14 protein-coding genes are annotated in these 12,106 nt (G+C 67.0%); 8 read left to right on the forward strand and 6 right to left on the reverse strand.

The genetic code is table 11. From position 1 onward, the window contains the following. Both ACIQ2E_RS07475 and ACIQ2E_RS07480 read right to left on the reverse strand, forming a co-directional pair. Positions 1-1,056, reverse strand: a 1,056-nt coding sequence (locus ACIQ2E_RS07475; protein WP_398328383.1) for a FeoB small GTPase domain-containing protein, incomplete at its 3' end; no start/stop codon positions are given. Next, a complete protein-coding gene (locus tag ACIQ2E_RS07480) occupies positions 1,053-1,286 on the reverse strand; it encodes a ferrous iron transport protein A (RefSeq protein ID WP_398328386.1) in 234 nt (77 codons plus the stop codon). The genes ACIQ2E_RS07475 and ACIQ2E_RS07480, both read right to left, overlap by 4 nt. A 75-nt stretch (positions 1,287-1,361) precedes the next feature. On the opposite strand from ACIQ2E_RS07480, the gene ACIQ2E_RS07485 reads away from it, so the two are divergent. The 5 genes from ACIQ2E_RS07485 to ACIQ2E_RS07505 are packed head-to-tail and all read left to right on the forward strand — an operon-like array spanning position 1,362 to position 4,929. Continuing rightward, entirely contained in the window at positions 1,362-1,652 is a 291-nt protein-coding gene (locus ACIQ2E_RS07485) for a hypothetical protein (protein ID WP_398328389.1), read from the forward strand. A 52-nt stretch (positions 1,653-1,704) separates the two neighbouring features. Beyond that, positions 1,705-2,706: a porphobilinogen synthase gene (gene hemB, locus ACIQ2E_RS07490; protein ID WP_398328392.1), complete on the forward strand. Its 1,002-nt coding sequence runs from the start codon at positions 1,705-1,707 to the stop codon at positions 2,704-2,706. 56 nt (positions 2,707-2,762) lie between these two features. Then, complete coding sequence (locus tag ACIQ2E_RS07495; RefSeq protein ID WP_296365359.1) at positions 2,763-3,008, forward strand: hypothetical protein; 246 nt, start codon at positions 2,763-2,765, stop codon at positions 3,006-3,008. Positions 3,009-3,019: 11 nt separating this feature from the next. Then, a complete protein-coding gene (locus tag ACIQ2E_RS07500; protein ID WP_398328395.1) occupies positions 3,020-3,256 on the forward strand; it encodes a hypothetical protein in 237 nt (78 codons plus the stop codon). Continuing rightward, the gene (locus ACIQ2E_RS07505; protein ID WP_398328398.1) at positions 3,256-4,929 is read left to right on the forward strand and encodes a TolC family protein; all 1,674 of its coding nucleotides are present in this window, start codon (positions 3,256-3,258) and stop codon (positions 4,927-4,929) included. The genes ACIQ2E_RS07500 and ACIQ2E_RS07505 overlap by 1 nt, the downstream gene beginning before the upstream one ends. Here the strand turns inward: ACIQ2E_RS07505 and ACIQ2E_RS07510 are convergent. Both ACIQ2E_RS07510 and ACIQ2E_RS07515 read right to left on the reverse strand, forming a co-directional pair. Then, a complete protein-coding gene (locus tag ACIQ2E_RS07510) occupies positions 4,898-5,101 on the reverse strand; it encodes a hypothetical protein (protein ID WP_398328401.1) in 204 nt (67 codons plus the stop codon). The genes ACIQ2E_RS07505 and ACIQ2E_RS07510 overlap by 32 nt on opposite strands. Continuing rightward, the gene (locus tag ACIQ2E_RS07515) at positions 5,098-6,414 is read right to left on the reverse strand and encodes an NHLP bacteriocin system secretion protein (RefSeq protein WP_398328404.1); all 1,317 of its coding nucleotides are present in this window, start codon (positions 6,412-6,414) and stop codon (positions 5,098-5,100) included. Before ACIQ2E_RS07515 ends, ACIQ2E_RS07510 begins: the two co-directional genes overlap by 4 nt. Before the next feature lie 87 nt (positions 6,415-6,501). On the opposite strand from ACIQ2E_RS07515, the gene ACIQ2E_RS07520 reads away from it, so the two are divergent. Both ACIQ2E_RS07520 and ACIQ2E_RS07525 read left to right on the forward strand, forming a co-directional pair. Beyond that, entirely contained in the window at positions 6,502-6,909 is a 408-nt protein-coding gene (locus tag ACIQ2E_RS07520; RefSeq protein ID WP_398328407.1) for a VOC family protein, read from the forward strand. 191 nt (positions 6,910-7,100) lie between these two features. After that, entirely contained in the window at positions 7,101-9,527 is a 2,427-nt protein-coding gene (locus ACIQ2E_RS07525) for an endonuclease MutS2 (RefSeq protein WP_398328417.1), read from the forward strand. 21 nt (positions 9,528-9,548) lie between these two features. Here ACIQ2E_RS07525 and ACIQ2E_RS07530 read toward each other — a convergent pair whose 3' ends face one another. Beyond that, complete coding sequence (locus ACIQ2E_RS07530) at positions 9,549-10,793, reverse strand: ABC transporter ATP-binding protein (protein ID WP_398328411.1); 1,245 nt, start codon at positions 10,791-10,793, stop codon at positions 9,549-9,551. Positions 10,794-10,832: 39 nt separating this feature from the next. Here ACIQ2E_RS07530 and cgtA point away from each other — a divergent pair, with 39 nt between their 5' ends. Continuing rightward, positions 10,833-11,822 (forward strand): Obg family GTPase CgtA, encoded by a 990-nt coding sequence (cgtA, locus tag ACIQ2E_RS07535; RefSeq protein ID WP_398328414.1) that lies wholly within the window; start codon positions 10,833-10,835, stop codon positions 11,820-11,822. A gap of 34 nt (positions 11,823-11,856) precedes the next feature. Here cgtA and ACIQ2E_RS07540 read toward each other — a convergent pair whose 3' ends face one another. Continuing rightward, on the reverse strand, positions 11,857-12,075 hold the full coding sequence (locus ACIQ2E_RS07540; RefSeq protein ID WP_398328420.1) for a Calvin cycle protein CP12: 219 nt from the start codon (positions 12,073-12,075) through the stop codon (positions 11,857-11,859). Between the last annotated feature and the right edge of the window lie 31 nt (positions 12,076-12,106).

A 12,106-nucleotide genomic window follows, 5' to 3' on the forward strand; every position in this document is an offset into this window, starting at 1 on the left:
GTCGCGCATCACCCGGGTGCCAAGGATGGCCGGCACGTTGCAGCCAAAGCCCATCAGCGAGAGCACGAAGCTGCGGCCATCGAGGCCCAGCCGCTCCATGAAGGCATCCATCAGATAGGCGGCCCGCGACAGATAGCCGCTGTCTTCCACCACGCCCATCGCCAGGAAGAACAGGGCGATCACCGGCAGAAAGGCCATCACCGTGCCTAATCCCTGGTACAGCCCTTCCAGCAAGAAGCCCTGCAGCAATGCAGGTAGAGGTGCCAGCAGGGGCTTGAGCACCAGCTGGCCGAACTGATCGAGCAGCCCGCCCAGGGCCTCCTGCACCGGAACACCGATCGCGTAGATGCCCTGGAACATCAGGGCCATCGCCAGAAAAAACAGCGGAAGCCCAAGCAGGGGATGCAGCAGCACCGCATCGAGGCGCCGGCTGCGGCTGTCCCGCCAGCGGCCGGGCAGGGTGACGCTGCTCTTCACCAGCGCGGCCATCGCACCCTCGAGATCGGCGTCTGCGGCCGCGAGCCGTTCTTCCAGCTGCTTCGGCACGGCTGCAGGGTGATCGGCCCGCGCGTTGAGTTGGGCGAGCAGCGTGTGCTGCAGGGTCTCGAGACCCTGGCGGTATTTGGCGCTGAGCGGCAGCACCGGTTGGCCCAGGGCTGCGCTGAGGTTCTCGGCGTGGATGCTCACCCCGAAGCGAGCCGCCTCATCGGCCATGTTCAGAGCCACCACGGCTGGCAGGCCGAGCTGTTGCACCTGCAGGGCCAGCCGCAGCTGGCGATCGAGCTGGCTGGCGTTGAGCACCACCAGCACCAGATCGACGGGCGTTTGCTCGAGGAACCGGCGCACAACCGCTTCATCGTCGCTGTGACCGCGAAGGTCGTAGATGCCCGGCAGGTCGACGAGCTGCACGCTGCGGCCGCTCAGCTGCAGATCGGCCTGCATCAGATCCACGGTGAGGCCTGGCCAGTTGCCGATATGGGCGTGGTGGCCGGTCAGCCGGTTGAACAGGGTCGACTTGCCCGTGTTGGGCATGCCGAGAACGGCAAGGGTGCTCACGCGGCCAGGCTCACCCGGGCGGCGTCGCGGCGACGCAGCATCAATTCAGTCATGCCCACGCGCACGTGCAGGGGGCCGGACCACCAACCGCGGCGTAGCACCTGCACAGCCTGTCCGGGGCGAAGGCCCAGCGCTTCGAGCCGCTGCCGCAGGCCCTGATCGGCGCTGAGCGACGCCACAGTGGCTGTTGCGCCTGTGGGCAGATCCACCAGCCGGGCCGGCACCTCCATGGCAGTTCGCTATTGCGAATGAGTTGCAATATCCTATGCGAGAAGGGGTGTGTGGATCTGTCGAATTTGATTACGGTGAAGCCGTCCAGCCTGCTGAGTAAGCCGGTGCTGCATTTCTGGTCGCCCCATCTCGATCCGGCTCATCCCCAGGACTGCACCCAGCCGGAGCGCTACGTGATCCAGGTGCTCGCCAGCGGACGCTTTCTGGCCATTGCCTCTGATGGCCAGTCGTTGATTGAGGTGGCCGCTCCGGAGACAGCGCATCTTTTTCATGCCCACGAGGCCGCCCTGCGCGCGGCCAAGGAGCTCAATGCCGAAGGTCGCGGACCTGTGGATGTCGTGAAGCTGGAGCTCGATGTGAGCTGAGGGTCAGCCTCCGTAGGATCCGGCCCTGCTTGAAGGCCCAGCGCCCGTCCTGATGGAGCTCACCTACCGCCCCCGCCGTCTGCGCCGTTCCCCTGCCCTGCGGGCGATGGTGCGGGAGACCTCCCTCAGCGCGGCCGATTTCATCTATCCGCTGTTTGTGCACGAGGGCGCCAGCAATGAGCCCATCGGGGCCATGCCGGGCTGCCAGCGTTGGAGCCTTGAGGGGCTGGTACAAGAGGTGGGCCGCGCCTGGGATCTGGGCATCCGCTGCGTGGTGCTGTTCCCCAAGGTGGCCGATGGCCTCAAAACCGAAGACGGCGCAGAGTGTTTCAACGAGGGAGGCCTGATCCCCCGCGCTATTCGCCGGCTCAAGGAGGTGCATCCCGGCATGGCGATCATGACCGATGTAGCGCTCGATCCCTATTCCTGCGACGGCCACGACGGCATCGTGAGCGGCGAGGGCGTGGTGCTCAACGACGAAACCGTGGCGATCCTGTGCAAACAGGCCGTGGCCCAGGCCCGCGCCGGCGCTGATCTGATTGGCCCCAGCGACATGATGGACGGCCGCGTCGGCGCGATCCGCGAAGCCCTCGATGCAGAGGGTTTTGAGCACGTGGGGATCATCAGCTACACGGCGAAATACGCCTCCGCCTATTACGGCCCCTTCCGCGAGGCTCTGGACTCAGCGCCCCGTGCGGCGGCCAGCAAGCCCATCCCCAAAGACAAATCCACCTATCAGATGGATCCGGCCAACGCCCGCGAAGCCATCACCGAAGCCCAGCTCGATGAGCAAGAAGGCGCCGACATCATGATGGTGAAGCCAGGCCTGGCCTACCTCGACATCATTCATCGCCTGCGCGAGGAGAGCGAGCTGCCGATTGCGGCCTACAACGTGAGCGGTGAATACGCGATGGTGAAGGCCGCCGCCGAAAAGGGCTGGATCGATGAGCGGGCCGTGGTGCTCGAAACCCTGCTCTGCTTCAAGCGGGCCGGTGCCGATCTGATCCTCACGTATCACGCCTGCGATGCGGCCCAGTGGCTGCGTGAGGGTTGAGGGCAAGCGCAGTCAGTGCGATCCTCCGGGGGCTCCGGCAGCATCCGTAACCCCCGATGGCCCGCTACCTCCTCCTCTGGGTTCACGGCCCCTGGATTGCCGCTTCGCTGATGGTGATCCTGGCTTTTCGCTTGCTTCTGGCTGAGGATTTCAGCCTCCACGGCCATGGCTGGGGTCTTCTGGGCAGCGCCTCGATCTGTTTCTCGATCGGCTGCGTGTGCAAGGTGTCGTGGGTGCTGGCGCAGTTGAACCGGCGCCGCACGGCCGCTGAGCAGCAGCTCGAGCACCTGGTGTTGCATTGAGCGCCAGCGGTATGAAGCGTTCCACTGTTCTGCTGATCATCGGCATCCCCTGGGCCACCGCGGTGGCGGTGCTGTTGACGGTGACCAAGATCCATGCCTTCAGCGGCCGGGTGCACTGGGGATTGATGGGCAGCGCCTGCATCTGCTTCTCAATCGGCTGCCTGGCGCGCACCAGCGTCGGCCTGCACGACATGGCCCAGCGGGCCAAGCGTGAGAGCGCGGCGGCGATGGACCGGCCTGCGTCCTGATGGTGGTGCGTTCGCTGCTGCGGGGCAGTGTGCGGCTGGGGGCCGGCTTCTGGCTGTCAACCGCGGCTGTTGCTGCGGCGCCGCTCAATTCAGTTGTGCCGCCATCGCCGGGGTTAGTGCGCTCGTTGGCGTCCTTCGAACGCGATCTGCTGGAGCTGGATGGGGCGCTGCGGCCTCAAGCTGCCAGTACGCCGGTGTTCAGCCTCTCGGATCCTGCCCTGCAAGCTCCGGATCCACAGGCGGCGCCCCTGACAGCCGCCGCTGCCGATCAACCCGAGGAACGTGTGCTCAGCCTGGCCCAGGCCCTCAGCGTGGCAGTGGCCAATAACCCTGAGCTGGCGGAGCGCCGTGCCCGCATCGCGGAGATGCGCGGGTTGCAGCGCTCGGTGCTCGGGCGGTTCTGGCCGCGGCTTGCTCTCAACCTGGGCAGCTCCTTTGCGCAGCGCAGTGATTACAACCTGGCCACTGAGGGCAATAGCGCTGTTTACAAAAGCACGTCTCCATTCCTGGTGGAGACCGGTGGATGGCAGCGGATTCAGGCCAACCTCGGCAATGCCTGGGGCTCCCTGGGGCTCGACTGGGAGCTGATCAGCTTTGAACGTGGGGCGGCCCTGGCAGAGCAAGACCAGCGCCTCAGCGCCAGCCTTCAGCAATACGGAGACGCCCTGCGTCAGCTCCAACTGCAGGTCAGCGAGACTTACTACGGGCTGCAGCTGGCTGATCAGCTGCTCCGGATCCGTCAGGCGGTGGTGCGCAACGACGCCCTTGTGCGTGATCAGGTGGCTCTGCTGAAGGGCTCAGGCTTGGTGCCACGGTTGGATTTGCTGCGCGCGGAGGCGGCCCTTCAGCAGAGCCGATTCCGGCAGGAGCAGGCCGAAGCGCTGCGCCAGAGCCGCCGTCAGGCCCTCACCAATCTGCTCAACGTGGCCTTCAACACGCTGCTAAGGGCCCAGGCGGATGTGGCGATACAGCCCCCCTGGCCCTTGCCCCTCGACGCCACGCTGGTGGCCGGCCTGCGCGATAACCCTGCGCTGGAGCAGCTTTCTGCCGAACGCCAGGCGCTGTTGCGGCAGGCTGATCGCCGCCAGGCCCAGCTGCTACCCAACCTCCAGCTCTTCGCCGCCGGAGGGGGCGGGGTGGATCAGCTCACGAAGCCGGTGATCGACCTCAATGGGTGTTGTGGTGCCAGCAACATCCGCCAGGTGGCCAATCAAAACGCCGACTGGGTGGCCGGTCTGCGGTTGCACTGGCGCTTCTTCGATGCCGGTGTGTCGGGCGGCGAAGCCCAGGCCAGCCGCGCTGCCGCTGAGGCGGTGTTGCAGCGCCTGGCCCGCCAGCGCAACCAGATCCGCCAGGAGCTGGAAACCGCCTTCTACGACTACCGGGCGTCGTTAAGCCAGCTGGCAGCTGCCGAGGCTTCTTATCAGGCCTCCCGCGAGGCATTCCGTGATGCCCGCGCCCGCTACCAGCTGGGTCTGGCGGATTACACCGATGTGAGCGAGACGATCATGCTGCTCACCCGCTCCATGGAGGGGATCGCCGAATCCACCACCCTCGCCAATGTGAGCTACGCGCGGATGTTGCGTCAGTTGCAGCCGGTGCCCCAGCAGCCGGAGCGTGCACCAACGCTGCCGCTCACCCTCACGGTTGATCCGGCTGCTCAGGGGCGCTAGTGCCTTCCGCCCTGAGGCGCCGCTGCTCCAGCCGCGAGCGCAGCGCCAGGCTGCGCCAGGTGAGCAGCACCAGCAGGGCGATGAACCAGAACCACACCTCTGGAGCGTTGCTCTGCAGCAGCACCCCCAGAAGCACCACCTCCAGGGCCAGAAAGGGCCATTCGCGCGTCATGGCAGGGTTCCCTCCTGGCGTCGGCTCGGCTGATCCTGCTGCAGATCGAGCTGCGGTGTGCGGTAGGTGCCGGTGAGATCCCGCAACACAGGCAGCAGATAGCTCACCGGTGTGCGCCATTCCACGTAGGCGTGCGCCTTGAGGGTGAGGCCTTCGCGGATCGGAAACACGCTGCTGCCCTTGGAGAGGGTCCAGCGGTAGCCATCGTCGCTGCTGCGGCCGGGCAATAGATCGATTTCGGTGCGGATCACCGGGCCGCTGGCCACCAGTGATTGGGCCAGCGGTGGGTTGCCCATGGTGGTGTTGATGTCTTCCGGGGTGGCGGGCAGCAGGCTCACCCGCTCCACCAACCCCTGAATGCCACCGAAACGACCGCGCTGCTGCCAGTCGGGCACCACTTCAATGCCCTGGTTGTGCTGCAGGCGCCGGGCATCGGCGGGGTGGAAGTAGGCGATGGCCCTGAGCACCGTGCTGTTGCGGCCGGTGGCGCTAGCGCCGCCGAGGGTGCCGAGGCGCTGACCTGGTTTCACCGTCTGGCCGCGGATCACCTGCAGGTCGAGCACGCTGCCGTCGCGTTTGGCCGTGAGGTGGCCCTGGTATTTGAGTTTGGCCTCGGTCACCCGCACCTCGCGGCGGGTGTTGTCGATGCGGAAGCGCCGTTGCTGCTGCTCGGTGTCGATGTCGAGCTTCATCTTGGTGTAAGCGCTGATCACATCCTTTTCGCGGATGGCGAGCTCATCAAGCTCCACCTGCAGTTGGGTGTTGCGATCGGAGGTGCTCACCACCTCCTGCGACAGCGGTGCCACCACCTGAGTGCGCGCCAGATGGGCGAAATCGGCCACCTTCTGGGCGTAGGTGTTTTGCAGGCTGCGCACCCGCTGGTGCTCCCGCTGCAGTTTGCGCAGGGCCGTATCGCGCACCTCCCGGGCGGCATCCAGGCGGATCGCATCGCGGCGGTTGAGGTCGCTGTTGATCTGCATCAGTTCACGCAGATCGCGCTGCTGCTGTTCGAGCTGCTTCTCCAGGGCCGGTTGGTCCAACACCATCAGCAGCTGGCCCTGGCGCACCACGTCGCCCACCTTCACCTTCAGATCGCGGATCTGGCCTTCGGCCCGGCTATCGAGGATCGTGGCGCCGCCAGGCACGATCACCACACCACGGCCCACTACCTCCGTGGGCACCGGCCAGAAAAGGGCCCAGAGCGCGGTGAGGCTGCCCACGCTGATCAGGCTGAGCAGCACCTGGCCTTCGGGGTCGCCGGCTTGGCGCTGCGTCCAGCCCCGGAGGGCCTGCAGTGATGGCTTCAGGTTCACGGCAGGCCCTCCTCTCGCACCATGATTTCTGCCGGTCCTCCGCGATGGGTGGCAGCGTTGACAATGGAAGGATCGTCGATCAGGTCCATGTCCGCCAGCCACCGACTCGGCCATGTCGCCCTGCGGGTGCAGGACATGGATCGTGCCAAGCGCTTCTACCTGGGGCTCGGCCTGCAGCTCACCTGGGACGCCGACGACTGGTGCTACGTGCAGTGGCCCGCCACCGGAGAAGGGATCGCCCTGCTGAGTCCCGGCTACCGGGCCGCCGGGCCCCACTTCGCCTTCCACTTCAACGACCGCGCTGAGGTGGATCGGATCCGCGAGCAGCTCGTGCAGCAGGGCCATAGCTGCGGGCCAGTGCACGATCACCGCGACGGCACCGCCTCCTTCTATTTGCAGGATCCGGAGGGCAACTGGCTGGAGATGCTCTATGAGCCGGCCGGTGGCATCCCCTCCAACACTGGCGCCGAACCGATCGCGGTGTTTCCGGCGTGACGGCTGCACCCCAAACCGAGGCGCAGGCTGGACCGGCGGCGGCGTCTGCTGGCCTCGCGCCTGGAGGTTCTCCTGGCACGTCTGATGGCATTGCTCCTGAAGGCCCTCCGGGTCCGGATATCCATGGATATCCCGTTGCCGACGCGCCTGCAACGGCACATCAGCCCCAGGCTGCAGCCCCCTTCAGCGGCATTCAGTGTGAAGCCCTCGAGCTACTCGAGTGGGGGCGCCTAGGGGAGCACGTAGCCGGCTTCGCCAGCACCACGGCTGGCCGCCGCGTGTGCCGCGAGCTGCCCCTGGCTCCCAGCCTTGAGGCCAGCCGCCAACTGTTGGCGCAAACCACCGAACTGCTCGCTCTCGATGGCGTGCTCGAGGGAGGCCTCAGCTTTCAGGGGGTGGCGGAGCTGAGCCGCACTGTGCTGCTTTGTTGCAAGGGCGGGGTGGCCTCCGCCGATGAGCTCCTCGATGTGGCCACCACGTTGGCGGCAGCTCGCCGGTTGCGCCGGCAGATCGATGATCCCGAGCTCCGGCCCACCACCACGGCGTTGGTGGAGGAGCTGCGCACCCTGCCGGAGCTGGAGCAGCGCCTGCGCTTCTGCATCGAAGACGGCGGCCGCGTGGCCGATCGGGCCAGCCCGCCCCTGGCCCAGTTGCGCCGTCAGATCGGCGCCGCTCGCCAGGAGCGCCGCGATCGCCTGAACGACTTGCTGCGCCGTTACGCCGCGCTATTGCAAGACAACGTGATTTCGGAGCGCAATGGCCGGCCGGTGTTGGCGGTGAAGGCCGGCGCCGCCAGCCAGTTGCCGGGCCTGGTGCACGACAGCTCCGCTTCGGGCAGCACGGTGTTTATCGAGCCCCAGGCGGTGATTCCCCTGGGCAACCGCTTGCGCCAGCTGGAGGGCGAGGAACGGGACGCCGAGCGAGCCGTGCTGCTGGAGCTCAGCGGCCTGGTGGGGCAGGAACAGCCGGCGCTGGAGCATCTGCAGCGGGTGTTGCTGCAGCTCGATTGCGGCCTGGCCCGGGCCCGTTACGGCGCCTGGCTGGGGGCGGTGCGCCCGGAACTCGATGCCGATCCGCTGGCGCCGCTGCAGCTCGACGGTCTGCGCCATCCGCTGCTGCTCTGCCAGGAGCGCCGTGAAGGCTCACGGGCGGTGGTGCCGGTAAGCCTGCGGGTGCATGAGGGGTTGCGGGTGGTGGCGATCACCGGCCCCAACACCGGCGGAAAAACCGTGACCCTCAAGAGCGTGGGCTTGGCTGCCCTGATGGCTCGGGCCGGCTTGTTCCTGCCCTGCAGCGGCAGTCCGCGTCTGCCTTGGTGCGCCCAGGTGTTGGCCGACATCGGCGATGAGCAGTCGCTGCAGCAGAACCTCTCCACCTTCAGCGGCCACGTGCGCCGCATCGCCCGCATCCTCGAGGCGCTGCCGCCGGCCGGCGCGGATCTGGCCAGCGCGGATCTCGCCAGCGCGTCTGGGGCCTCGCTGGTGCTGCTGGATGAGGTGGGTGCGGGCACCGATCCCACCGAGGGCACGGCGTTGGCGATCGCCCTGCTCAAGCAGCTGGCGGAACGGGCCCGGCTCACGATCGCCACCACCCACTTCGGTGAGCTCAAGGCCCTCAAATACGACGACCCCCGTTTCGAGAACGCCTCTGTGGCATTCGACGTGGAAACCCTCTCGCCCACCTACCACCTGCAGTGGGGGATCCCCGGGCGTAGCAACGCGCTCGCTATCGCCACGCGGCTGGGGCTGGATCCGGCGGTGCTGGCCGATGCCCAAGCCCTCCTGGCGCCGCGCGGCGAAGGGGAGGTGAACCAGGTGATCGCAGGCCTGGAAAACCAGCGCCAGCGCCAACAGGAGGCGGCGGAAGAGGCGGCGGCGCTGCTTGCCCGCACCGAACTGCTGCATGAAGAGCTGCTGCAGCGCTGGCAGCAACAGAAAGAGCAGAGCGCCGAGCTGCAGGAGCAACGCCGCCAGGAGCTGGAGCGCTCGATCCGCGACGGCCAGAAGGAGGTGCGCCGCATCATCCGCCGCCTGCGCCAGGGCCGCGACGTGGACACCACCAGCCTCGGCGAAACGGCACGACGCGCCGGTCAGCGGCTCAAGAAGCTCGAGCAGCAGCACCGGCCTCAGCCGGAGCGCCGCGATCACAAGGGTTGGCGGCCGGGTGTGGGCGATCGTGTACGGGTGCTGTCGCTGGGCAAGGCCGGCGAGGTGTTGGCCCTCTCCGCCGATGGCCGCGAGCTCACCGTGCGTTGCGGCGTGATGCGGCTCAACCTGGAGCTCTCGGCCATTGAGGGGCTCAACGGAGAGAAGCCGGCGCCGCCGGAAGCCACCGTGAAGGTGCGCAGCCGTACCCCCATCGGCAGCCGCAGCCCCGATGTGCGCACCGAGCGCAACACCGTGGATGTGCGCGGCATGCGGGTGCACGAAGCCGAGGCGGCAGTAGAGGAGCGCCTGCGCACCGCGAGTGGCCCCCTTTGGGTGATCCACGGCATTGGCACCGGCAAGCTCAAGCGCGGTCTGCGCGAGTGGCTGGCCACCGTTCCTTACGTGGAGCGCGTCACCGATGCCGAGCAGGGTGACGGCGGCCAGGGTTGCAGCGTGATCTGGCCGAAGTAAGGGGCCTGCCGGCCTCACGCCTCAGCTCAGATCCGGCAGCAAGGGTTCGCGGCTAGGTGTAGTGGCGGTGTTGGGCCGCGGGATCGCTTCGCCCGCCTGATCAAACAGACGCCAGCCCAGGGGATCCACCTCCAGGTGCACGCTCTGGCCCGGCACCAGGATTTGATCGGGTTCGGCTCGCAGCTGCACCAGGTGATCGCCCTCCTGCAGGCGGGCGGTGAGCAGCTGTTCGTTGCCCAGTCCCTCCACATGGCAAACCTCCGCAGGCAGGTTGCGGTTGGTGGCGGGCGCGAGCTTCAGGTGTTCGGCCCGTAGGCCGCCGTTGAGCTCTTCACTGCCGCCCCGGGCTTGCCAGTGCAGCAGCGCTTCGGCCATGGGGCCTTCGGGGATGAAGCGCCGGCTGCCCAGCTGCAGTTGGCCCTGGCCTGCGCTGCGCACCGGCAGCAGATTCATCGGTGGGCTCCCGATGAACTGCGCCACGAACAGGTTGCTCGGCCACTGATAAAGCTCGCTAGGAGTGCCCAGCTGCTGCAGGTGGCCGCGATTGAGCACGGCGATCCGATGGCCCATGGTCATCGCCTCCACCTGATCGTGCGTCACGTAGACGGTGGTCGTGCCGAGGCGACGCTGCAGCTCAACGATCTGAGCGCGGGTGCCCGTGCGCAACTTGGCGTCGAGGTTGCTGAGGGGCTCATCCATCAGGAACACCGCCGGTTGGCGGGCGATGGCGCGGCCCAGGGCCACCCGTTGCTTCTGGCCGCCGGAGAGCTCCTTGGGCAGGCGATCGAGCAGGTGGTCGAGTTCGAGGGTGGCCGCCACCTCCTGGATGCGCGCTTCGATGCGTGTTTCGCGGCTGGAGGGGATGCGCAGCGGTTTGGGCAGGCTGCGGCTGGCGCGATGCAGGCTGTCTTGAAGTTGCTGGGTGGCGCTGCGCCGGCGCTGGCGGCGCAGCCCGAAGCCGATGTTGTCGGCCACATTCAGGTGGGGATAGAGCGCGTAGCTCTGGAACACCATCGCCACATCCCGCTGGGCAGGCCGCAGCCCGGTGACGCAGCGATCTCCCACAAAAATCTCACCGCCGGTGGGTGCCTCCAGGCCCGCCAACAGACGCAGCAGGGTGCTCTTGCCGCAGCCGGAGGGGCCGACGAGCACCAGAAATTCGCCATCGGCGATCTGCAGATCCACCTGGCGGAGCACCTCCACCGGTGCACTGCCCCGCCGTGGTGGATAGGTCTTGTTGACCTGCTGGAAGCGAACCTCTGCCAAGACCAGGCCACACGGCGGCCCGATCCTAGGGTTGGTCAAATGCAGTTCATTGATCAGGCCCGCATTGCGGTGCGGGCCGGCCGCGGCGGCGATGGCATCGTGGCCTTCCGCCGCGAGAAATATGTGCCGGCCGGCGGTCCCTCCGGTGGGGATGGCGGCCGCGGTGGTGATGTGTGGCTGGAGGCTGATTCCAACCTTCAGACCCTGCTCGACTTCAAATACAAGCGCCTGTTTGAGGCAGTGGATGGTCGCCGCGGCGGACCCAACAAGAGCACCGGCGCCAGCGGCGACGGCCTCACGATCAAGGTGCCCTGCGGCACGGAGGTGCGCGACCTACGCACGGGCATCCTGCTGGGGGATCTCACCGAACAGGGGCAGAAACTGCTGGTGGCGGTGGGCGGCCGCGGCGGCCTCGGTAATGCCCACTACCTGAGCAACCGCAACCGCGCTCCAGAGAAGTGCACCGAGGGGCGCGACGGTGAGGAATGGAACCTGCAGCTTGAGCTCAAGCTGCTGGCGGAGGTGGGGATCATCGGCCTGCCGAATGCCGGCAAGAGCACCTTGATCTCCGTGCTTTCGGCGGCGCGGCCCAAGATCGCCGATTACCCCTTCACCACTCTTGTGCCCAACCTGGGCGTGGTGCGCCGTCCCACCGGTGATGGCACCGTGTTTGCCGATATCCCTGGCCTGATCGCCGGAGCGGCCCAGGGAGCGGGCCTCGGCCACGACTTCCTGCGCCACATTCAGCGCACGCGTCTGCTGATCCACCTGGTGGATGCCAGCTCCGACGATGTGGTGCGCGATCTCCAGGTGGTGCAGCAGGAGCTGTCGGCCTACGGCAATGGGCTGGATGAACGTCCCTGTCTGGTGGCGCTCAACAAAACCGAGCTGCTGCTCGATCACGAACTGGAGGAGAAGATTGAGCAGGCCAGCGACCACTGCGGCCAACCTGTTCTGGCGATCTCCGCCGCCACGTCACACAATCTCGACAAGCTTCTAGCGGCTACCTGGAAGGAGCTCGGAATCTGAGGCTCGTTCCAGGCAGGTTCGCTCTCAAGACGACTCAGTCGTCGTAAACGAGGCACTCAGGGGCGTCGGGGTTGAGGTCGCAGAACACCTCCAGAGGGGTGGGATCGTGCTTGTCGTCAGGGTGATGAGCCTTGTACTCCTCAAGATCCTTCACCTCTTCCTCGAGGTGACGAACCTTGCCCTGATCGCCGGCAGCGCGGGCCGCTTCGATCTCGGTTTTGTCCTTGGCGATGTGCTCGTCGATCGTGGTCATGGAGGAGGCCGGAAGTGCTCGGCCGCTCGAC

The sequence above is a fragment of the Vulcanococcus sp. genome, from assembly GCF_044369115.1.
Classification (GTDB): Bacteria; Cyanobacteriota; Cyanobacteriia; order PCC-6307; family Cyanobiaceae; genus Vulcanococcus.

What these genes read in the sequence shown, in the direction of transcription:
- ACIQ2E_RS07480 (WP_398328386.1), bottom strand. Translation starts at nt 1,286, where the DNA reads ATGGAGGTGCCGGCCCGGCTGGTGGATCTGCCCACAGGCGCAACAGCC.
- hemB (WP_398328392.1), top strand. Translation starts at nt 1,705, where the DNA reads ATGGAGCTCACCTACCGCCCCCGCCGTCTGCGCCGTTCCCCTGCCCTG.
- ACIQ2E_RS07495 (WP_296365359.1), top strand. Translation starts at nt 2,763, where the DNA reads ATGGCCCGCTACCTCCTCCTCTGGGTTCACGGCCCCTGGATTGCCGCT.
- ACIQ2E_RS07500 (WP_398328395.1), top strand. Translation starts at nt 3,020, where the DNA reads ATGAAGCGTTCCACTGTTCTGCTGATCATCGGCATCCCCTGGGCCACC.
- ACIQ2E_RS07505 (WP_398328398.1), top strand. Translation starts at nt 3,256, where the DNA reads ATGGTGGTGCGTTCGCTGCTGCGGGGCAGTGTGCGGCTGGGGGCCGGC.
- ACIQ2E_RS07510 (WP_398328401.1), bottom strand. Translation starts at nt 5,101, where the DNA reads ATGACGCGCGAATGGCCCTTTCTGGCCCTGGAGGTGGTGCTTCTGGGG.
- ACIQ2E_RS07520 (WP_398328407.1), top strand. Translation starts at nt 6,502, where the DNA reads ATGTCCGCCAGCCACCGACTCGGCCATGTCGCCCTGCGGGTGCAGGAC.
- cgtA (WP_398328414.1), top strand. Translation starts at nt 10,833, where the DNA reads ATGCAGTTCATTGATCAGGCCCGCATTGCGGTGCGGGCCGGCCGCGGC.
- ACIQ2E_RS07540 (WP_398328420.1), bottom strand. Translation starts at nt 12,075, where the DNA reads ATGACCACGATCGACGAGCACATCGCCAAGGACAAAACCGAGATCGAA.